The 20,966-nt window shown below is 63.2% G+C and carries 23 protein-coding genes and 1 tRNA gene; 12 read left to right on the top strand and 12 right to left on the bottom strand.

The window, feature by feature from the left end:
- Window positions 1-137 precede the first annotated feature (137 nt).
- Entirely contained in the window at window positions 138-485 is a 348-nt protein-coding gene (locus PNAP_RS27615) for a DUF2845 domain-containing protein (RefSeq protein WP_198140685.1), read from the top strand.
- Entirely contained in the window at window positions 466-993 is a 528-nt protein-coding gene (locus PNAP_RS10235; protein ID WP_332261701.1) for a HugZ family pyridoxamine 5'-phosphate oxidase, read from the top strand. The genes PNAP_RS27615 and PNAP_RS10235 overlap by 20 nt, the downstream gene beginning before the upstream one ends.
- 99 nt (window positions 994-1,092) lie before the next feature.
- Here the strand turns inward: PNAP_RS10235 and modC are convergent, their stop codons facing one another.
- The 8 genes from modC to PNAP_RS10195 form a co-directional block, all read right to left on the bottom strand.
- Entirely contained in the window at window positions 1,093-2,163 is a 1,071-nt protein-coding gene (gene modC, locus PNAP_RS10230) for a molybdenum ABC transporter ATP-binding protein (protein WP_011801430.1), read from the bottom strand.
- A gap of 1 nt (window position 2,164) precedes the next feature.
- Window positions 2,165-2,845: a molybdate ABC transporter permease subunit gene (gene modB / locus PNAP_RS10225; protein WP_011801429.1), complete on the bottom strand. Its 681-nt coding sequence runs from the start codon at window positions 2,843-2,845 to the stop codon at window positions 2,165-2,167.
- 85 nt (window positions 2,846-2,930) lie between these two features.
- Entirely contained in the window at window positions 2,931-3,770 is an 840-nt protein-coding gene (gene modD / locus PNAP_RS10220; RefSeq protein ID WP_011801428.1) for a ModD protein, read from the bottom strand.
- 18 nt (window positions 3,771-3,788) lie between these two features.
- Window positions 3,789-4,175, bottom strand: a complete 387-nt coding sequence (locus tag PNAP_RS10215) for a NifB/NifX family molybdenum-iron cluster-binding protein (RefSeq protein WP_041377165.1) — start codon at window positions 4,173-4,175, stop codon at window positions 3,789-3,791.
- Window positions 4,176-4,234: 59 nt separating this feature from the next.
- Window positions 4,235-4,987, bottom strand: a complete 753-nt coding sequence (gene modA, locus PNAP_RS10210) for a molybdate ABC transporter substrate-binding protein (protein WP_011801426.1) — start codon at window positions 4,985-4,987, stop codon at window positions 4,235-4,237.
- A gap of 32 nt (window positions 4,988-5,019) precedes the next feature.
- The gene (locus PNAP_RS10205; RefSeq protein ID WP_011801425.1) at window positions 5,020-5,850 is read right to left on the bottom strand and encodes a TOBE domain-containing protein; all 831 of its coding nucleotides are present in this window, start codon (window positions 5,848-5,850) and stop codon (window positions 5,020-5,022) included.
- A gap of 26 nt (window positions 5,851-5,876) precedes the next feature.
- Complete coding sequence (locus tag PNAP_RS10200) at window positions 5,877-6,281, bottom strand: hypothetical protein (protein WP_011801424.1); 405 nt, start codon at window positions 6,279-6,281, stop codon at window positions 5,877-5,879.
- Window positions 6,282-6,681: 400 nt separating this feature from the next.
- Window positions 6,682-7,593: a LysR substrate-binding domain-containing protein gene (locus PNAP_RS10195; protein WP_011801423.1), complete on the bottom strand. Its 912-nt coding sequence runs from the start codon at window positions 7,591-7,593 to the stop codon at window positions 6,682-6,684.
- Window positions 7,594-7,727: 134 nt separating this feature from the next.
- On the opposite strand from PNAP_RS10195, the gene PNAP_RS10190 reads away from it, so the two are divergent.
- The 9 genes from PNAP_RS10190 to PNAP_RS10150 all read left to right on the top strand — a co-directional run bounded on the left by PNAP_RS10190 (window position 7,728) and on the right by PNAP_RS10150 (window position 16,082).
- Window positions 7,728-8,897, top strand: a complete 1,170-nt coding sequence (locus PNAP_RS10190) for a 4-oxalomesaconate tautomerase (RefSeq protein ID WP_011801422.1) — start codon at window positions 7,728-7,730, stop codon at window positions 8,895-8,897.
- Window positions 8,898-8,906: 9 nt separating this feature from the next.
- Window positions 8,907-9,935 (top strand): amidohydrolase family protein, encoded by a 1,029-nt coding sequence (locus PNAP_RS10185; protein WP_011801421.1) that lies wholly within the window; start codon window positions 8,907-8,909, stop codon window positions 9,933-9,935.
- 3 nt (window positions 9,936-9,938) lie between these two features.
- Entirely contained in the window at window positions 9,939-10,628 is a 690-nt protein-coding gene (gene ligK, locus PNAP_RS10180; RefSeq protein WP_011801420.1) for a 4-carboxy-4-hydroxy-2-oxoadipate aldolase/oxaloacetate decarboxylase, read from the top strand.
- Between the two features lie 33 nt (window positions 10,629-10,661).
- Window positions 10,662-11,660: a Bug family tripartite tricarboxylate transporter substrate binding protein gene (locus PNAP_RS10175; RefSeq protein ID WP_011801419.1), complete on the top strand. Its 999-nt coding sequence runs from the start codon at window positions 10,662-10,664 to the stop codon at window positions 11,658-11,660.
- A 9-nt stretch (window positions 11,661-11,669) separates the two neighbouring features.
- A complete protein-coding gene (locus PNAP_RS10170) occupies window positions 11,670-12,608 on the top strand; it encodes an amidohydrolase family protein (protein ID WP_011801418.1) in 939 nt (312 codons plus the stop codon).
- A gap of 3 nt (window positions 12,609-12,611) precedes the next feature.
- Window positions 12,612-13,064, top strand: coding sequence for a protocatechuate 4,5-dioxygenase subunit alpha (gene ligA, locus PNAP_RS10165; protein ID WP_011801417.1), 453 nt, complete (start codon window positions 12,612-12,614; stop codon window positions 13,062-13,064).
- A complete protein-coding gene (locus PNAP_RS10160; RefSeq protein WP_011801416.1) occupies window positions 13,065-13,982 on the top strand; it encodes a class III extradiol dioxygenase subunit beta in 918 nt (305 codons plus the stop codon).
- Window positions 13,983-14,945, top strand: a complete 963-nt coding sequence (locus PNAP_RS10155) for a Gfo/Idh/MocA family oxidoreductase (RefSeq protein ID WP_011801415.1) — start codon at window positions 13,983-13,985, stop codon at window positions 14,943-14,945.
- A gap of 132 nt (window positions 14,946-15,077) precedes the next feature.
- Window positions 15,078-16,082, top strand: a complete 1,005-nt coding sequence (locus PNAP_RS10150; protein WP_011801414.1) for an aldo/keto reductase — start codon at window positions 15,078-15,080, stop codon at window positions 16,080-16,082.
- Window positions 16,083-16,342: 260 nt separating this feature from the next.
- Here PNAP_RS10150 and PNAP_RS10145 read toward each other — a convergent pair.
- The 4 genes from PNAP_RS10145 to PNAP_RS10130 form a co-directional block, all read right to left on the bottom strand.
- Window positions 16,343-16,432: transfer RNA gene (locus PNAP_RS10145), tRNA-Ser, on the bottom strand.
- Window positions 16,433-16,497: 65 nt separating this feature from the next.
- Window positions 16,498-16,872, bottom strand: coding sequence for a DUF2237 family protein (locus PNAP_RS10140; protein WP_011801412.1), 375 nt, complete (start codon window positions 16,870-16,872; stop codon window positions 16,498-16,500).
- A 35-nt stretch (window positions 16,873-16,907) separates the two neighbouring features.
- Entirely contained in the window at window positions 16,908-17,819 is a 912-nt protein-coding gene (locus PNAP_RS10135; RefSeq protein ID WP_011801411.1) for an SPFH domain-containing protein, read from the bottom strand.
- 70 nt (window positions 17,820-17,889) lie between these two features.
- Entirely contained in the window at window positions 17,890-18,318 is a 429-nt protein-coding gene (locus PNAP_RS10130) for an NfeD family protein (RefSeq protein WP_011801410.1), read from the bottom strand.
- 318 nt (window positions 18,319-18,636) lie between these two features.
- On the opposite strand from PNAP_RS10130, the gene PNAP_RS10125 reads away from it, so the two are divergent.
- Window positions 18,637-20,925, top strand: a complete 2,289-nt coding sequence (locus tag PNAP_RS10125) for an arginine/lysine/ornithine decarboxylase (protein WP_041376652.1) — start codon at window positions 18,637-18,639, stop codon at window positions 20,923-20,925.
- The last annotated feature ends 41 nt before the right edge of the window (window positions 20,926-20,966 follow it).

Here is a 20,966-nt window from a genome sequence, read left to right as displayed (position 1 = left end):
AAACCGTTGATCCATATTCAAGTGAAGTCTTGTGCTTCAAAAGAAGCCGTGGTCTGATCAGGGAGAGACGTGCTCGCTATCCTGGGAGGCTTGGCCGTCTGTTGTGCCCCAGGCCGCTTGATGCGAAAGGAGGAAATGTGAAATTTCTTATCCGCATTTGCCTTGCCACTGTGGTTTCTGCGCTGTTTTTGCCCGTGCATTCAGAAACGCTGCGCTGCAACGGCCACATTGTTGAAGTAGGCGACTCCCGGTTGTCCGTCCGCTACCACTGCGGAGAGCCCTTGCTTCAGGATTCCTACTGCGCGCCGGTTTACTACTACCCGGGGCTGCAGCCTGTGCCCGAGCCGTTTGCCAGCTCGGTCGTTCCCTGTCTGGTGGTGGACGAATGGCTGTATGACCGTGGCCCCGGCAGTCTCGTTGCGACGGTGCGCTTTCGTGCGGGCGTGGTGCTTTCCATCACGTACGGTGCGCGGGCAACGCCATAATTTCAAGGAAACGCTTGTGCCTCACGAATCCAGACTGACCCTTGAGCTGCGCTCGCTTTTGCATTCAAGGCGAGTCGCCGCCATGGGAACCATCGGCGACGACGGCGCTCCCTTTGTCTCCATGGTTCCCTACGCGCTGGAGCCCGCGCTGGGGTGCCTGGTCATTCATGTGAGCGGATTGGCGGCCCACACGGGCAATCTGCAGGCGCGACCGAACGTATCGCTGCTCGTGATGCAGTCCGAGGCAGATGGCGAGCCGGTTCATGCCTTGCCACGCGTCAGCCTGGACGGCCGCGCCCGGGAACTGGAAGTCGGCACCCCGGCGTGGGATGCCTGCCGGGCTGCCTATGTGCAGAGATTTCCAGAGGCCGAATTCATGACGCAGCTGGGCGACTTCAGGTTTGTCGCCATCGAACTCAACGGTGCCCGGCAAGTGGCTGGCTTTGGAGCAGCCCGCTCGATTGACGCGGAGGAAGTCAGGCGGGCCTTGGGAGCGGCAGGGCCTTGACGGAGTGATGTCATGCGGGTCTTGATTGGATGAATTGCTACTGTTTTGATAGCTGTTTGAGCATGCCAGACGTGCGCAATGGGCTATTTTTCAATGGAATCATCCAATCAGCGCCACTGCCTTGATCTGCACCCAGACCGGCTTGCCCGGCGCCAGTCCAAGCTCCACCGCCGAGCGCCTTGTCAGCCGCGCCAGCAGGGGTGACGGGCCGATGTTCAGCCGCGTCAGCGACAGCGCCGGGTGGCTGTCATTGGCCATCTCGCCGACGGTGGCGCTCAAGCAGTTCTGGATGCTGGTGCCGGTGACGTGCGCCAGCGCAATGCTCACATCGCGCGCCAGGATGCGGATGCGCACCGCGGCACCGATGGCCTGGCCGCCGTCGCGCACCCACAGGCTGCCGCCCGCGAACGTCACCCGCGCCAGGTGCCAGGCGGCATCGCGCTCGGCGACCACGGCGTCGAGCACCACGCCCGCATCCTCGCCCAGGCGAATCGGCAGGTCGAGGCGGGCCAGCGTCTCGGTCAATGGCCCGCTGGCAATCGCGCGGCCCGCCTCCATGACCACGATGTGATCGGCCAGCCGCGCCACTTCGTCCGGCGCGTGGGTGACGTAGATCACGGGAATGTCCAGCTCGCCGTGCAGCCGCTCCAGGTAGGGCATGAATTCATTCTTGCGCGCCAGGTCGAGCGCGGCCAGCGGCTCGTCCATCAGCAGCAGGCGCGGGCTGGTCAGCAGCGCCCGGGCAATCGCGACGCGCTGGCGCTCGCCGCCCGACAGCCCGGCGGGCTTGCGCTCCAGCAAATGCGCGATGCCCAGCAGGTCAACGGCTTGCTCCAGACTCACTTGCTGCGCCTGCGAAATCCGCCGCATTCCGTAGCGCAGATTGCCCATCACCGTGAGGTGCGGGAACAGGCTGGCCTCCTGAAAGACGTAGCCCAGAGGGCGCTTGTGGGTGGGCAGCCAGTGCTTGTCGCTTTGCCAGACATCGCCATTGATCCTGAGATGGCCCTGGGGGGCGCGTTCCAGGCCGGCGATACAGCGCAGCAGCGTCGTCTTGCCGCAGCCTGACGGGCCGAACAGGGCGGTGACGCCGCGCGCAGGCAATTCGAGATTGACGTCGAGCGTGAACCCCGGCCAGTCAAGATGAAAATGCGCTTGAATTCCTGTCATGTCAGCCTCTTTTTCTGGTGTCGGGCTTCCAGGCGTACAGCGCCAGCAGAACCAGGAAGGAGAACACCAGCATGACCGCAGACAGGCGATGCGCCTGCACATACTCCACGGCCTCCACATGGTCGTAGATTTGCACCGAAACGACGCGCGTCACGCCGGGAATGTTGCCGCCAATCATCAGCACCACACCGAATTCACCCACGGTGTGCGCGAAGGTCAGAATGCCGGCCGTCAGGAAGCCGGGCAGCGCCAGCGGCACCGCGACCGTGAAAAAGGCATTGAGCGGCGAGGCGCGCAAGGTGGCGGCGGCTTCCAGCGGACGCTCGCCGATGGCCTCGAACGCGGTCTGCAGCGGTTGCACCATGAAGGGTAGCGAGTAAAACACGGAGGCAATCACCAGGCCCCAGAAGGTGAAGGGCAAAAGCCCGATACCCAGCGCCTGGGTGAGATGGCCTGCCGGACCATTCGGTCCCATCGCCAGCAACAGGTAAAACCCGAGTACCGAAGGCGGCAGCACCAGCGGCAAGGCCACCACGGCGCCGATGGGGCCTTTCCACCACGCCCTGGAGCGTGCCAGCCACCACGCGACAGGCGTGCCGATCAGAAGCAGTATCAGTGTCACGGTGACCGCCAGGCGGACGGTCAGCCAGATGGCCTGAAGATCGCTGTCGGTCAAATACATGCGGTCGGGCTGTCAGCCGGTGCGGTGGTCACGAGGGGTGGCGGCAGGGGTAAAAGTCGGGAAGGCTTCACGGAAAATTCCTTGGTCAGGCGTTGACGAAAAATGTTACCTGCACGTCTTGCGGCGGGGCGGTGTAGGGCGCGGACGTGACCAGCAGGTCGGCGCCCGCTGCGACGTAGGCGCTAGCGTTGCCGGCGCGAACGCCGCCCGCAGCGGCCAGCAGCGGGCGGCTGGCGGCTGGAAAGGCTTGCAGCGCCTCGCGGCAGGTGGCGACGGCTTCGGGCGTGAATTTTTCGAGCTGCAGCACGTCCGCGCCAGCCAGCGCCCAGCGCAGCGCCTCGCCGGGGTCGCCGACTTCGACGATGATTTTTTTCTCGGGCTGGGTGCGGCGCAGTTGCGCGATGGTCTGCGCCGGGGTGTCGGTTAAAAACAATCGGTGTTCGGCGAACACCAGCAGCGTTTCCGAGAGGCCGAGCCGGTGCATGATGCCGCCGCCGCCGGCCCGCACGGCCTTGATGGACAGTGCCTTGGTGCCGGGCACGTTCTTGCGCGTGCAGGCCACGGCCACGCCGCCGGCTGCCGCGACGATGGCCGCCGTGGCGCTGGCGATGCCGCTGGCCCATTCGACCAGGTTCTGGGCGGTTTTCCAGGCCAGGTGCAGGCTGGCGGCATCGCCTTGGGCTTCGAGGATCAACTCGCCCGCGCCAGCGCGGCTGCCCGAGCGCATCAGCAAGCGCGCCTGGCTGCCTGCCAGCTCGAACAGGCGCAGCGCCTCTTCGCTGGCGCACACCGTCATCGGCTGGCGGGCGCGGAACTCCAGCCGCGCGGGCTGTTCGGCCAGCCCCAGGCTGTGCGTGGTCAGGTCGCCGCCGAGGGTGTCGTCGTCGAGCAGGCTGCAAAGTTGGGTGTCGTTGAGGGCGCGCATGGGCTCGGTGGCTCGGGTTTAGTGGCGCGAGAACAGGTCGCGCAGCTTGCAAAGGCTGGTGGTGACGTCAAAGCGGGTGTCGGGCAGCGCCTCGCCGGCCAGGATTTTGGCCAGTGCCGCGAGCGGCTCAGTCTCGCCGGTCAGCAGCACCTGCGCATTCCATTTCTCCATGTGCCGGATGAAGCCGTCGCCCGCGCTGGCCGCCACCATGACTTCGATGCCGTGCAGCGGGTGCGGGCCGTCGTCCTGGAAGTGGTGCGGCAGCTGCTCCTTGCTGAGCTGGATGCGCAGGGGCTCGGGCAGGGGCTGGCCGGGCAGGCAGTCGAAGACCAGCCAGTCGCGGCTCTGGCCGGCGTGGCCGGACACCTGCGTCCAGTGGTCTTTGGTGGCAATGGCGATTTTCATGGAGTGGGGTTCGTAGGAAGGAGGGGTTTTGACCAGCCAAGCCATTTCCGTGCCCATCCTTACAGTTCGTAGCCAAAGCTCTTGATGACGGCCCTGGCCTTGTCGCTCTTGAGGTATTTGACCAGCGCCTCGGCCGCCGGCTTGCCCTTGCCCTTGTCCAGAATCACCGCATCCTGGCGGATGGGCGGATACAGGCTGCCTGGCACCATCCACGCCGAGCCTTGGATTTTTCCGTCCTTCAGCACCTGCGACAGCGCGACGAAACCCAGCAGCGCATTGCCGCTGCTGACGAACTGGTGCGCCTGCGTGATGTTCTCGGCCATGACGACCTTGGGCTGCAGCACGTCGTACACGCCCAGGGTTTTCATGGACTGGATAGCCGCCGCGCCGTAGGGCGCGAGCTTGGGATTGGCCAGCGCAATATGGTCAAAGCCGCCCTTTTTCAGCACTTCGCCATTGCCATCGACCACGGCTGGTTTGGCCGACCAGAGCACCAGCTTGCCGATGGCGTAGGTGAACTGGCTGCCGGCGACGGCGGCGTTTTCAGCCGTCAGCCTGGCCGGGGTTTCGGCGTCGGCGGCGAGCAGCACTTCAAACGGCGCGCCGTTCTTGATCTGCGCGTAGAACTTGCCGGTCGAGCCGTAGGCGGCGACGACCTTGTGGCCGGTGGCCTTTTCAAAGTCGGCGGCGATTTTCTGCATCGGCGCGGTGAAGTTGGCCGCGACGGCGACCGAGACTTCATCGGCGTGCGCCTGGGCGGCAATGCCGGTCAAGGCGATCAGCAACAGGCAAAGGCGGCGGGATGGGTTCATGGCAATGCTCCTGGAGGTTGAGGGAAAAAAAGTCAGTCGATGGCAACCAGGAACACGCTGGGCGCCTTGAACACGGCGACGACCGGCTGGCCAACCGCCAGCCCCAGCCGCCTGACGCTGTCATCGGTGATGACGGCGGTCAGGACGTGGCGCCCGCCGGGCAGGTCCAGGGTGACTTCGGAGTTCACGGGCCCGGCATGGATGCGCGCCACGATGCCCCGGAAGCGGTTGCGCGCCGAGATGCGGACCTCCTTGTCGTCGTCCTCGACCACCAGCACGATGGACGAGGCCTTGACGAAGGCCAGCACATCCTTGCCCAGCGCCAGCCCCAGGCTTTCGGCCGATTCGCGCGTGACGATGGCTGTCAGCACCAGTTGCGGGTCGAGCCGGATGCTGACCTCGACATCGACCACGCCTTCCTTCAGAGCGGTCACGGGTCCGGCAAACTGGTTGCGGGCGCTGGTTTTCATGGTCATCTTCCTTAAGACTTGCTGGAAATCGGCGGCGTCGGCGACACCGCTTTGCGTCAGGTTGTGGGTCAGTTTTTCAAGGGCGAGCTGGGATTCCTGCTCCAGCGCCCGGTAAAACGCAATCAGGCGCCGGCCGAAGGCGGTCAGCTCGGTGCCGCCGCCGCGCAGCCCGCCGGCCGAGCGATGCACCAGCGGCTGGGGCGCGACGTTGTTCATGTCGTCCACGGCGTCCCAGGCGGCCTTGTAGGACATGGGAACGGCCTTGGCGGCCTGCGAAATCGAGCCCTGCTGGTCAATCGCTTCGAGCAGCCGGATGCGCTTGTCGCCCAGGAAATTGCCCAGGGAGGTTTCAATCAGCAGCTTGCCTGTCAGCTTTGGGTGGGTTGGGGTCATGGGTTTTCTGGTTGGAAGTGCAAGGCTCAGCGGGGCATGGTGTCGCTCAGGGACAGGCTGGTCTGGCATTCACCCCGGTCAAAGTTGTGAACGGTGGTGCGGCACACCAGCCAGCGCTGATCGAGCAGGCGCCACGAGGTGAGCATTTCGGCATAGACCGGCGCTTCATAGAACACCTCGTCATCGTCTGACCTGAGCTGCGTCAGCACGTAGCGAAACGCGCAATAGCAGGGCTCATGGCGGCCGTCATAGCCCTGGGTGCGGTCCGCCGCTATCTCGTAGTCCTGCAGGACATCAAAGCTGACGGGGGCCACCACCAGAGGCCTGATCGGTGAGGGAATATCCTGCCACCACCGGATGTCCCGGCCATTGCAGGCCGGCGGCCTGGCCCCGTTGACGCCCGATTCCTGCCTGTATAACGCTGCGTGCATCTCAACCTCCTTTGGTTTTTCCTTCGTATTTCCAAACCTGACAAACCGCACAGGGAACCCGGCCTGGCGTTATATTTTTGTCTATATAACGACAAACGGTGCAAATCCTTCAAAACTTGTGCCTGGACATGAAGGGCCTGATCGTACTTTCACGACAATTTGCGGCGGATTTCCTGTTCGTTCGATGGCTCTGCAAGCAGCATGCCAAGGGGCGTAGGGTGGCGTTGAGCGCCGTGGGGCAGGGCCATGCGCTGGCCGGCCACGCTGGGCGCGTAGCTTGCCGGGGATCAAGGCTTTGCGGCGCGATGGCCCGGACGGGGCCTCAAATCAGAGTAAAAATGGCCTTTTGCGCACGCTGGTATTGCGCAAGCAGCTATGTTTTTCATAGTAACTTCAGGATTCAGGACGCTGAGAGCTGCATCCTGGCGATGCGCTGGATCAATGCCAGGGTGTTTTGCTGCGTCAGGGTCGCGGGCCGCAGCGAGCTGGTGACCACCGACAGCCGCGTGCGCAGCGGCGGATCGCAAATCATGCGCGTGGTAAACGCCGAAGGCCTGATGGAGCTGGTCACGGCGTTGGCGGGCAGCAGCGCGCAGCCCGCGCCATCGGCCACCAGGTCCAGAATGGCCGACACGCCATCAATCTCCAGCGCAATCACGGGCCGGCAGCCGATGCCCGCCATTTCGGATTCAACATGCATGCGGATGGCGTTCGGCCGGCTGGGAATCACCAGCGGCAGCCGGGCGACCTCCCGAAGCGCAATCGGCGGCGGCGGCGGGTCTTCGCTCAAGCCGGGCGGGCGGGCCTGCACCAGCAGCAGGTCTTCATTGAGCAGCGGCGTCATCTCGATGCCGGCGGCGGGCTGCGCGTTGTAGAGCACCGCGATGTCGAGCCGGCCATTGACCAGCCATTCCTGCATCACCGCCGACAGCCCTTCGCTGATGGACAGCTGCGCATCGGGCAATTCCTTGCGAAAAGCGCGCGTCAGCGGCACCGTCAGCACCCGCGCCAGCGTGGGCGGCAGGCCGATGGCCACGCGCCCGGCCAGGGAGCCGCGCACCCGGCCCAGTTCTTCGCGCGCACGCTCGACCTGGTGCAGGATGCCGCGCCCGTGCTCCAGCAGCAGCTTGCCGGCTTCGGTCGGCGTGGCGCCGCGCCCGTTGCGCACCAGCAGGCTCTGGCGCAACTCGACTTCCAGCAGCCGCACCTGCCGGCTCAGGGCAGGCTGGGCGACATCGAGCGAGATGGAGGCGCGCGTAAAGCTGCCGAGTTCGGCCACGCGTACAAAGTATTCGAGTTGTTTAAGGTCCACGTCCCTAGTTTATCGGCATATCGTGACCAGCGATATACCTGTTTGCTATAGCTGCTAGTCGATGCCTGCCCTGTTGGCTGGCTTGCGCAATCCAGACAATGCTCCTTATTATTCAATCCGAGGAGACTTATCCCATGGCTTCCCAGACAGCGATTCCCTGCCTGTTCATGCGCGGCGGCACCTCGAAGGGGCCGTTTTTCAACCAGGCCGACCTGCCAGCCGACATTCCCACCCGCGACAAGGTGCTGCTGGCGGCGATGGGCTCGCCCGACAAGCGCCAGATCGACGGCCTGGGCGGCGCGCATCCGCTGACCAGCAAGGTCGGCATCGTGCGCAAGAGCAGCACGCCCGGCGTGGACATCGACTTCCTGTTCGCCCAGTTGCAGCCCGACAAGGACACGGTCGATACCTCGCCCAACTGCGGCAACATGCTCGCCGCCGTCGTGCCGTTTGCGCTGGAAACCGGCATGGTGCAGCCGCAGGGTACGGGTCCGGATGGCACCAGCACCTACCGCGTGCTGACCCTGAACACCGACATGCAGTGCGACGTGACCGTGCTCACGCCCGGCGGCGAGGTCCAGTACGAGGGCAGCGCGCGCATCGACGGCGCGCCCGGCACCTCCGCGCCCATCACCATCAATTTCCTCGACACCGCCGGCTCGGTCTGCGCCGGCCTGCTGCCGACCGGCAAGGTGCTGGACCGGGTGAGCGTGGCGGGCGATGGTTTCGAGCCGTTCGAGATCGACGTGACCTGCATCGACAACGGCATGCCGCTGGTGCTGATGCGCGCCAGCGACCTGGGCCGCACCGGCTATGAAACCGCCGCCGAATTGAATGCCGACACGGACCTGAAAATCCGCCTCGAAGCGCTGCGCCTGAAGACCGGCCAGCTCATGGGGCTGGGCGACGTGGCCAAGAAAACCTACCCCAAGATGACGCTGGTGGCGCCGCCCCGCGATGGCGGCAGCTTGAGCACGCGCAGCTTCATTCCGCATGTCTGCCACGACGCGATTGGCGTGCTGGCGGCCGTCACCGTGGGAACGGCCTGCGTGCTCGACGGCTCGGTCACCCAGGGCATTGCCGTCATGCCGCCGGGCAACCTCAAAACCGTCTCGGTGGAACACCCGACCGGCGAATTCAGCGTGGAACTGGGTATCGACCCGGCCAATCCGCAAAACGTGACCCGCGCCGCCTTGCTGCGCACCGCGCGCCTCCTGATGCGCGGCGAGGTCATGGTCCCGCGTTCGGTGTGGTCGCCCGCCGGCGCCGTCCGAGCAGACAAGCCTTCATCACTTTCACAATAAGGAGACCTCATGATCATCGATTGCCACGGCCACTACACCACGGCGCCCAAAGCGCTGGAAGACTGGCGCAACCGCCAGATCGCCGGCATCAAGGATCCGGCCATGATGCCCAAAGTGTCGGAACTGAAAATCAGCGACGACGAACTGCGCGAGTCGATTGAGTTGAACCAACTGGCCAAGATGAAGGAGCGCGGCAGCGACCTGACCATCTTCAGCCCGCGCGCCAGCTTCATGGCGCACCACATCGGCGACTTCAACGTGTCCTCGACCTGGGCGGCCATCTGCAACGAGCTGTGCTTTCGCGTCAGCGAGCTGTTTCCCGACAACTTCATTCCCGCCGCCATGCTGCCGCAGTCGCCCGGCGTGGACCCGGCGACCTGCATTCCCGAGCTGGAAAAGTGCGTCAAGGAATACGGCAACGTCGGCATCAACCTGAACCCCGATCCGTCGGGCGGCCACTGGACCTCGCCGCCCTTGAGCGACCGCAGCTGGTATCCGATCTACGAAAAGATGGTCGAGTACGACATTCCGGCCATGATCCATGTGTCCACCAGCTGCAACGCCTGCTTTCACACTACCGGCGCACATTACCTGAATGCCGACACCACGGCCTTCATGCAGTGCCTGACCTCGGACCTGTTCAAGGACTTCCCGACGCTCAAGTTCCTGATCCCGCATGGTGGCGGCGCCGTGCCCTACCACTGGGGCCGCTTCCGGGGTCTGGCGCAGGAACTCAAAAAGCCCTTGCTGAGCGAGCATCTGCTGAACAACATCTACTTCGACACCTGCGTCTATCACCAGCCGGGCATTGATCTGCTGAACACCGTGATTCCGGTCAAGAACGTGCTGTTTGCCAGCGAGATGATCGGCGCTGTGCGCGGCATCGACCCCGAAACCGGCCACTATTACGACGACACCAAGCGCTACATCGAAGCGTCAAAAATCCTCAGCAGCGAAGACCGTCACCAAATTTACGAAGGCAATGCCCGGCGCGTGTTCTCGCGCCTGGACGCAGCGCTCAAACTGAAAGGCAAATAAATCATGACCATTAACCAACTGGGCGTCGTCAAGCGCAACATCGTCCGCGCCGACAAGGCGGCGGTCGAAAAACTCTCGAAATTCGGCGTGGCGACCATTCACGAAGCCATGGGCCGCGTCGGGCTGATGAAGCCCTACATGCGCCCGATCTATACGGGCGCCCGCATCTGCGGCACGGCCGTGACCATCCTGCTGCAGCCCGGCGACAACTGGATGATGCATGTCGCCGCCGAGCAGCTGCAGCCCGGCGACGTGGCCGTGGCCGCCTGCACCACCGACAATTTCGACGGATTCTTCGGCGACCTGCTGGCGACCTCGTTCCAGGCGCGCGGTGCCAAAGGCCTGATCATCGACGCCGGCGTGCGCGACGTGGACGAGCTGGAGAAGATGGGCTTTCCGGTGTTCAGCCGCGCCATCCATGCCAAGGGCACGATCAAGGCCACGCTCGGCTCGGTCAACATCCCGGTGATCTGCGCCGGCGCGCTGGTCAATCCGGGCGATGTGGTGATTGCCGACACCGACGGCATCGTCGTGGTGCCGGCCGCCATGGCCCAGGAAGTCGCCGATGCGGCTGAAAAGCGCGAAAGCTTCGAAGGCGAAAAGCGCGAGAAATTCGCCGCCGGCGTGCTCGGGCTGGACATGTACAAGATGCGCGAGCCGCTGGAAAAAGCTGGCCTCAAATACATCGACTGATTTTTATTGAGACCGATACGGAGACATTTGGACATGAACCTCGCTGCTTTTTCCCGTCGCACCCTGCTGACCTCCGCCGCGCTGGCGGCCACCGTGGCGGGCGCCTGCCTGCCGGTCCACGCCCAGGAGTGGCCCACCAAGAGCGTGCGCCTGATCACGCCTTACCCCGTGGGCGGTGGCCCCGATGGCATCGCCCGCCTGCTCGCTGACAAGCTGTCCAAGAAATGGGGCAAGCCGGTGGTGGTGGACAACCGTCCGGGCGGCAACGGCTTCATCGCCATCGACGCCTTCAAGCGTGGCGCGAGCGATGGCCACGACCTGCTGCAGCTCGACAGCGTGCACCTGACGGCCTACCCGTACATGTTCAAGAAGCTGCCCTACGACGTGAGCAAGGACTTCGAGCCCATCGCGCCGCTGTTCCAGTCCTTCCTGTTCTTTGTCGTGCCCACCAACAGCAAGTACACCAAGGTGTCCGAGCTGATCGCCGACGCCAAGGCCCGGCCCGGCAAGATCAACTACGGTTCCTGGTCCATCGGCAACCCGGTGCACCTGGGCGTGGAGGAGCTGCAGGAGCTGGCTGGCATCAAGGTCCAGCATGTGATCTACAAGGAAACCACTCAGCTCTACACCTCGGTGGGCACCGGCGAGCTGGACTTCTCCATCGGCTCGGCCGGCACCGCCGGCGCGATGTACCGCGCCGGCAAACTGCGTTTCCTGGCCGTGGCCGGCCCCAAGCGCATGGAAGCCTACCCGGACGTGCCCACCGTGGCCGAGTCCGGCGGGCCTGCCAACGGCTACGAGGTCAGCGGCTGGAACACCATCGCCGGCCCCAAGGGCCTGTCGCCCGCCATCCAGGACAAGATCCGCAAGGACATCGCCGAGGCCCTGTCCGGACCCGACGTCAAGGAAAAATTCCTGACCTTCGGCTATGTGCCTCTGAACCTGGACCGTCCGCAGTTCGCCAAGTTCATCCAGAACGAAGCCAGCCGCTATTCGGCCGTCATCAAGCGCGCCAAGATCGAACTGGAATAAGGAGACGTCATGAGCAAACCCACCACGGGTGATTTCACCAAGACCCCCGGCTGGCTCGACTGGTACACCGGCCCGAGCAAGCCCCGCTTCCAGGTGCCTGCGGGCAGCGTGGACGCGCATTGCCACGTTTTCGGCCCCGGCGCCGAATTCCCCTATGCGCCCGAGCGCAAGTACACGCCCTGCGACGCGTCCAAGGCCCAGCTTTACGCGCTGCGCGACCACCTGGGCTTTGCCCGCAATGTGGTCGTGCAGGCGACCTGCCACGGCGCCGACAACCGCGCCATGGTCGATGCGCTGGCCAGCTCGGGCGGCAAGGCGCGCGGCGTGGCGACCGTCAAGCGCGGCGTGAGCGATGAAGAACTGCAGGCCATGCATGCCGCCGGCGTGCGCGGCGTGCGCTTCAATTTCGTCAAGCGCCTGGTCGATTTCACGCCCAAGGAAGAGCTGATCGAGATTGCCAACCGCATCAAGCCGCTGGGCTGGCATGTGGTGATTTATTTCGAGGCGGTTGATTTGCCCGAGCTGTGGGACTTCTTCACCACGCTGCCCACCGACGTGGTGGTCGATCACATGGGTCGCCCCGATGTCAGCCAGCCGGTCGATGGCCCCGAGTTCGAGCTGTTCGTCAAGTTCATGCGCGAGCATCCGAACGTCTGGAGCAAGGTCAGCTGCCCCGAGCGCCTGTCCGTCACCGGCCCCAAGGCGCTGAACGGCGAGCAAAACGCCTATACGGACGTGATTCCGTTCGCCAGGCGCATCGTCGAGGAGTTCCCCGACCGCGTGCTCTGGGGCACCGACTGGCCGCACCCCAACCTGAAGGACCACATGCCCGACGACGGCCTGCTGGTCGATTTCATCCCGCACATCGCCACCACGCCCGAACTGCAGCAAAAACTGCTGGTTGATAACCCGATGCGCCTGTACTGGCCCGAAGAAGTGAAAGGCTGAACCATGTCGCTGCAAAAAAACTATCTGGACGTTCCCGGCACCACGATTTTTGACGCCGAGCAGTCCCGCAAGGGCTACCACCTGAACCAGTTCTGCATGTCGCTCATGAAGGCCGAAAACCGCGAGCGCTTCAAGGCCGATGAGCGCGCCTACCTCGACGAGTGGGCCATGACCGAAGAGCAGAAGCAGGCCGTGCTGGCCAGAGACCTGAACCGCTGCATCGCGCTGGGCGGCAACATCTACTTCCTGGCCAAGATCGGCGCCACCGACGGCAAGAGCTTCCAGCAGATGGCCGGCAGCATGACCGGCATGACCGAAGAGGAATACCGCGACATGATGATTCATGGCGGCCGCTCGGTCGAGGGCAACCGCGTGGTCGGCGAAGACGGCGACGCGCAGGCCCAGCACCAGCCGCAAGGCAAAGCGGGCCACAGTGCCCAGAAAGCGAGCGCCTGAATGGCCAAGATCACCGCCAGCGTTTACACCTCCCATGTCCCGGCCATCGGCGCCGCGCTCGACCTGGGAAAGAGCAACGAGCCGTATTGGCAGCCCGTGTTCAAGGGCTACGAATTCGGCAAGCAGTGGATCAAGGAGAATCCGCCCGACGTCATCTTCCTGGTCTACAACGACCATGCCACGGCCTTCAGCCTGGACATGATTCCGACCTTCGCCATCGGCACGGCGGCCGAGTTCCAGCCCGCCGACGAAGGCTGGGGACCGCGCCCGGTGCCGACCGTGATCGGCCACCCCGAACTGGCCGCGCACATTGCGCAGTCGGTCATCCAGGATGACTTCGACCTGACCATCGTCAACAAGATGGACGTGGACCATGGCCTGACCGTGCCGCTTTCGCTCATGTTCGGCCAGCCGCCGGCTGACGATTTCCGCTGGCCCTGCCCGGTGATTCCGTTCGCGGTGAACGTGGTGCAGTACCCGGTGCCTTCGGGCAAGCGCTGCTTCAACCTGGGCAAGGCGATCCGCAAGGCTGTCGAGTCGTTCGACCAGCCGCTCAATGTGCAGATCTGGGGCACGGGCGGCATGAGCCACCAACTGCAGGGGCCGCGCGCCGGCCTGATCAACAAGGAATTCGACAACGCCTTTCTGGACCGGCTGATTGCCGACCCCGAAGGCCAGGCCAGTGTGCCGCACATCGACTACGTGCGCGAAGCCGGCTCCGAAGGCATCGAGCTGGTGATGTGGCTGATTGCCCGTGGCGCGATGGACGACATCGACCCGGCGCCGCTAGTCGCCGTAGCGCCGGATGCTACAAAAAGTGTACCTGCTAACGCCCATCCAGTCAGCGTAAAGCATCGTTTTTATCATGTACCCGCATCCAACACGGCCGTCGGCCACCTGATTCTGGAGAATACTTAAATGAGCAAAACCATCAAAGTCGCCCTGGCGGGCGCCGGGGCCTTCGGCATCAAGCACCTGGACGGCATCCAGAACATAGCCGGCGTGGAAGTCGTCTCGCTGATCAGCCGTGATCTTGAAAAAACCCGGGAAGTCGCCGCCAAATACGGTATTGGCCACGTCACCACCGAGCTGGCCGACGCGCTGGCCCTGCCGGAAGTCGATGCCGTCATCCTCTGCACGCCGACGCAGATGCACGCCGAGCAGACGCTGGCCTGCCTGCGGGCCGGCAAGCATGTGCAGGTGGAGATTCCGCTGGCCGACAACCTTAAAGGCGCCGAGGAAGTCGTGGCGCTGCAACAGGAAACCGGCCTGGTCGCCATGTGCGGTCACACCCGGCGCTTCAACCCCAGCCACCAGTACGTCAACCAGCAAATCACGGCCGGGAAATTCAACATCCTGCAGATGGATGTGCAGACCTATTTTTTCCGCCGCACCAACACCAACGCGCTGGGCCAGGCGCGCAGCTGGACCGACCACCTGCTGTGGCACCATGCCGCGCACACCGTGGACCTGTTCGCCTACCAGTGCAACAGCCCCATCGTCCAGGCCAACGCCGTGCAGGGGCCGATTCACCCGGTGCTGGGCATTGCGATGGACATGTCGATCCAGCTCAAGGCCGCCAACGGCGCCATCTGCACGCTGAGCCTGAGCTTTAATAACGAAGGCCCGCTGGGCACCTACTTCCGCTACATCGGCGACACGGCCACCTACCTGGCCCGGTACGACGACCTGTTCACCGGCAAGGAAGAGCAAATCGAAGTCGGCCACGTCGCCGTGAGCATGAACGGCATCGAGCTGCAGGACCGCGAATTCTTCGCCGCCATTAAGGAAGGCCGCGAGCCCAACTCCAGCGTCGCCAAGGTGTTCGCCTGCTACCAGGTACTGCACCAGCTGGAGCAGCAGCTCAACGCCAGCGCCTGACGCGGCCACCCGTCCAGCCTGACCCGCAGGATCAACCCAGAATAGAGGGCCGGATCACCAGACGCGCTGCGTTTGTGTGGTCCGGCCCTCTGCTTTTAACGTCAACAATGTAATCTACAAATTAAATTTACCATGCAACAGCGACAACTCGGCCCCTTCAGTGTCTCCGCCATCAGCCTCGGCTGCATGAACCTCAGCCATGCCTACGGCGCGCCCGTGTCGGCCGGGCAGGGCGAGCGCGTGCTGCTGGCCGCGCTCGACGCGGGCGTGACGATGTTCGACACCGCAGCGCTCTACGGTTTTGGCGCCAACGAAACCCTGGTTGGGAACGTGCTTTCCAGGCACCGCAGCCGCTTCACGCTGGCCAGCAAATGCGGCATGCAAGGCGTGGATGTGGCGGGCGACGGCAAACTGGTCCGCGTGATCGACGGCCGTCCCGAGACCATCCGCGCGACCTGCGAGGCGGCCTTGAAGCGCCTGCGGACCGACGTGATTGACCTGTATTACCTGCACCGCTGGGATAAGCAGGTGCCGATTGAAGACAGCGTGGGCGCGCTGGCCGGGCTGGTCGCCGCTGGAAAGATCCGCACCATCGGCCTGAGCGAAGTCTCGGCCACCACGCTGCGCCGCGCCCATGCGGTGCATCCGGTCACCGCCGTGCAGACCGAGTATTCGCTGTGGACGCGCAACCCCGAGATTGCCGTGCTGCAAGCCTGCCGCGAACTCGGCGTGGCTTTTGTCGCCTTCAGCCCGGTGGCGCGGGGCTTTCTGTGCGGGGAGCTGCAGGACGTGAGCACGCTCGACGCCAGGGACATCCGCCGCAGCATGCCGCGCTTTTCACCCGAGAACTACGCGGCCAACCTGAAACTGCTGCCCGCCTACTTGAGCCTTGCGCAAGAAGCCGGCTGCACGCCGGCCCAGCTGGCGCTGGCCTGGCTGCTGCACCAGGGCGAAGACATCATTGCGATTCCCGGAACCACCCGCGTGGAGCACCTGGAAGGCGACCTGGGCGCGGTGAACGTCAAGCTTGGCGCCGAGGTGCTGGTCCGGCTGGACGCCATGATCAACGAAAAAACCGTGATCGGCAGCCGCTACAGCGAGCAGGGCAACCGGGAGGTCGATACCGAAGTGTTTTAACGCGGGTCGTTCCATGGTCCTAAAACACTATAAAAATAATAGCTGTCTATGCCCATCGATATTGCACAAGAGCCTGATTTGATGAATATTTTCGTATTTTTCAGGCGGTGACTGCATGAAATCTGGCTTCTGACGGTCCCGTTGATCTGCCAGGGCAGGGGATTTTTGGGCATTGAAAACAAAAAAGCCCCGTAACCTATTGAGTTACGGGGCTTTTTCTCTGTTTCTTGGACTTCTTTGGAAGTCCTGAAACTCATTCATGGCGGAAGAGGCGGGATTCGAACCCGCGGTAGGTATAACCCTACGCACGCTTTCCAGGCGTGTGACTTAAACCGCTCATCCACCCTTCCGCGCAGCTTTTGATTATAGCAGTCACATCGTGGCTGCCGGCCTGGCGGCGCTGTCAAATTCTTTGTTAATGCACCGCGCCCTGATAGCGGTGTTTTTCAAGCTGCGCCATGGTCACGAACTGGAGCGCATTCGCATGGGTCGCTTCCAGGATGACCGGAGGTGCCATTCCCGCTTCCAGTGCTTCGCGCCAGCGAAGCGCGCACAGGCACCAGCGGTCGCCGGGTTGCAGGCCGGCAAAGCGGTGCTCGGGCACGGGCGTGGCCAGGTCATTGCCGCGAGCCTTGGAAAACGCCAGGAATTCCCCGGTCACACGGACGCAGATCAGGTGCGAGCCGTGATCGGAGGCATCGGTGTTGCAGCAGCCATCGCGCAAATAGCCGGTGAGCGGGTCGTAGGAGCAGGACAGCAGTTCGGTGCCGAGAACGTTTTTTGCATTCATTGATGTGCCTTTGAAAGGAGTTGGACGGCCGCTGGTCAAGCCTTGCTCGACTGCACCATCTTCATGGCCGAGGTGATCAGCGCCGAGACTTCGGTCATGTTGCTCGGAACGATCAGCGTGGTGTGGGCCTCGCTGGCGACCTGCGAATAGGCCGCGACGGCTTTTTCGGCGACCTTGAGCTGAACCGCCAGTTCGCCGCCGGGCTGGCGAATCGCCATGGCCACGACTTCAATCGCCCGGGCATTGGCCTCGGCCACGGCCAGAATCGCCGAGGCTTCGCCCTGCGCGTTGTTGATGGCGGCCTGCTTCTCGCCTTCGGAGCGGGCGATGAAGGCTTCGCGCTCGCCGGTGGCGATGTTGATCTGCTCCTGCTTGCGGCCTTCGGAGGCGGCGATCAGCGCGCGCTTTTCGCGCTCCGCCGTGATTTGCGACTGCATCGCATGCAGGATTTCCTTGGGAGGCGTCAGGTCCTTGATCTCGTAGCGCAGCACCTTCACGCCCCAGTTCAGCGCCGCCTCGTCAATGGCGGCCACCACCTGCGCATTGATGATGTTGCGCTCTTCAAAGGTCTTGTCCAGTTCGAGCTTGCCGATGACCGAGCGCAGCGAGGTCTGGGCCAGTTGCGTGACCGCCACAATGTAGTTGGACGAGCCATAGCTGGCCCGCATCGCGTCAGTCACCTGGAAATACAGGATTCCGTCCACCTGCAGCTGGGTGTTGTCGCGCGTGATGCACACCTGGCTGGGAACATCCAGCGGGATTTCCTTCAGGCTGTGCTTGTAGGCCACCCGGTCCACAAACGGGATCAGCAAATTCAGGCCCGGCGTCAGCGTGCCGAGGTATTTGCCCAGGCGCTCGACCACCCAGGCATTTTGCTGCGGCACCACCTTGATGCTCTGCACGATAAAAATGCCTGCCAGGACGAGGATGACGAGTGCGATTTCCATGAACTATTCCTTGCTTCAAATAAAAGGCCTTCGGTGGGCGGCCCAGGATCAACCCATCTTCTCAATAACGTTAAAGCTTTTCGATGACGAGGCGATTGCCCAGCATTTGCGTGATCCGGTAGTTTCCCGGGACGGTTGAGCCGGCCGGGTCGGCGGCAACCGCCGTCCAGTGGGCGCCGCGAAAATTCACGCTGGCCGTGCCGTCGGCGTTCCACCGCAGCACATGAACCGTCTCGCCAATATCGAGATGGACATCCGGATTGGCATTGGCCGCCAGGGGCGCCGGACTTTGACTGCGGCGCCAGTGCCACGCGGCCACCGCACCGCCGCCTATGGCCGCAGCCACCAACATCTGGCCGGCCAGGGCAAAGCCCATGCTGGCCGCCAGCGCACCGGCAACCAGTCCCGTGGCCAGCATGAGCAGGTAAAACGTGCCCGTCACCAGTTCCACCGCGATGGCCGCACCCGCCAGCAGCCACCAGATATTTGCATCGCTCATGATTCTTCCCTTTGTCCGTGATTCATTCCTATTTTGGGTTAAATAGGGGCTCGGCAAGCGAGTTGACACAATACATCCTTACACTTCGCAGTCTGAAAAAAGTCTTTGCACCCCCGGCGGAAGGCCTTCGTCACAGATAAGCGAAAATTGCAATTTCGCCGGGCGCAAAAGAATCGCGCTGTTCGCGGCGCGATTCTTTCCAGCTGGCGCAAAGCCTTCTTTCATCAAACCGTTCGGGCTCAACCTGTCTATGCCTTCTGAACGTTTATTGTCATGCCCTCCGACAGGTTCTGGGCACCCTCAACTGCTGCATACGCCATGAAATTTCGCTTTCCGATTGTCATCATCGACGAGGACTTCCGTTCTGAAAACACCTCGGGACTGGGCATACGCGCACTCGCCCAGGCCATAGAAAGCGAAGGCTTCGAGGTGCTGGGCGTCACCAGCTACGGTGACTTGTCGCAGTTCGCGCAGCAGCAAAGCCGTGCCAGCGCCTTTATTTTGTCGATTGACGATGAAGAGTTCACGCCCGGTCCCGATCTGGACCCGGCCGTGCTCGACCTGCGCAACTTCATTGCCGAGGTGCGCCGAAAAAACCTGGACGTGCCGATTTACGTTTATGGCGAGACCAAGACCTCGCGCCATATCCCGAACGACATCCTGCGCGAGCTGCACGGCTTCATCCACATGTTCGAGGACACGCCCGAGTTCGTGGCGCGCCACATCATCCGCGAGGCCAAAAGCTACCTCGAAGGCGTGCAGCCGCCGTTTTTCAAGGCGCTGCTGGACTACGCCGAGGACGGCTCCTATTCATGGCATTGCCCCGGCCATTCCGGCGGCGTTGCTTTCCTGAAAAGCCCGGTCGGGCAGATGTACCACCAGTTCTACGGCGAGAACATGCTGCGCTCGGACGTCTGCAACGCGGTGGAAGAGCTGGGCCAACTGCTCGACCACAACGGCGCCATCGGCGCCAGCGAGCGCAATGCGGCGCGCATCTTCAATGCCGACCATTGCTTTTTCGTGACCAACGGCACGTCAACGTCCAACAAGATGGTCTGGCACCATACCGTGGCGCCGGGCGACGTGGTGGTGGTGGACCGCAACTGCCATAAATCGATCCTGCACGCCATCATCATGACCGGCTCGATCCCGGTGTTCCTCAAGCCCACGCGCAACCATTTCGGCATCATCGGCCCGATTCCGCAAAGCGAATTCGAGCCCGAGGCGATTCGCGCCAAGATTGCCGCCAACCCCTTGCTCAAGGGCGTTGATGCCGCCACCGTCAAGCCACGCGTGCTGACGCTGACCCAATCGACCTACGACGGCGTGCTCTACAACACCGAGACCATCAAGGGCATGCTCGACGGCTACATCGACAACCTGCACTTTGACGAAGCCTGGCTGCCGCACGCCGCTTTCCACCCGTTCTACGGCACCTACCACTCGATGGGCAAGAACCGCATCCGGCCGAAAAACGCCGTGGTGTACGCCACGCAGTCGATCCACAAGCTGCTGGCCGGCATCAGCCAGGCCAGCCATGTCTTGGTGCAGGATTCGCAGAACGTCAAGCTCGACAGGCACCTGTTCAACGAGGCCTACCTGATGCACACCTCGACCTCGCCGCAGTACAGCATCATTGCCAGCTGCGACGTGGCCGCCGCCATGATGGAGCCGCCCGGCGGCACCGCGCTGGTCGAGGAAAGCATTGCCGAGGCGCTCGATTTCCGCCGCGCCATGCGCAAGATCGATGAGGAATATGGCGCGGACTGGTGGTTCAAGGTCTGGGGGCCGGACAAGCTGGTGGAGGAAGGCATTGGCCGTGCCCAGGACTGGATCATCAAGGGCGAGTCGCGCAGCGCCAAGACCGCAAAGAACGGCGCGGCCAACTGGCACGGCTTTGGCCAGATGGCCACCGGCTTCAACATGCTGGACCCGATCAAATCGACCATCGTCACGCCGGGGCTGGACCTGAACGGCAAGTTTGCCAAGACCGGCATTCCGGCCAGCATCGTGACCAAGTTCCTGGCCGAGCATGGCGTGATTGTGGAAAAGACCGGCCTGTACAGCTTTTTCATCCTGTTCACCATCGGCATCACCAAGGGCCGCTGGAACACGCTGCTGACCGCGCTGCAGCAGTTCAAGGACGACTACGACAAGAACCAGCCGATGTGGCGCATCCTGCCCGAGTTCTGCCAGAAGTTCCCGAAGTACGAGCGCATGGGGCTGGCCGACCTGTGCCAGCATATTCATGCCCTGTATGCCAAGTACGACATTGCACGGCTGACGACTGAGGTGTACCTGAGCGACCTGATGCCGGCCATGAAGCCGAGCGACGCCTACGCCCACATTGCCCATCGCACGACCGAGCGGGTGGAAATCGACCATCTGGAAGGCCGGATCACCGTCGGGCTGGTGACACCTTACCCGCCGGGTATTCCGCTCCTGATTCCCGGTGAAGTGTTTAACAAGAAAATCGTCGATTACCTGAAGTTTTCCCGCGAATTCAATGCGCAGTGCCCGGGTTTCGAGACTGACATTCATGGTCTGGTCGAGCAGGCCGATGCGAAGGGAAAAGTCCGCTACTACGCCGACTGCGTGAAGAAATAACCAACCGGGAAACCCGGAAATGTTGTCGGGACACCATCCCG

Origin of the sequence: Polaromonas naphthalenivorans CJ2 (assembly GCF_000015505.1) — a bacterium.
Classification (GTDB): Bacteria; Pseudomonadota; Gammaproteobacteria; order Burkholderiales; family Burkholderiaceae_C; genus Polaromonas; species Polaromonas naphthalenivorans.
The sequence above is the reverse complement of the archived record's forward strand: the minus strand, read 5'-3'. Positions and strand labels throughout refer to the sequence as shown.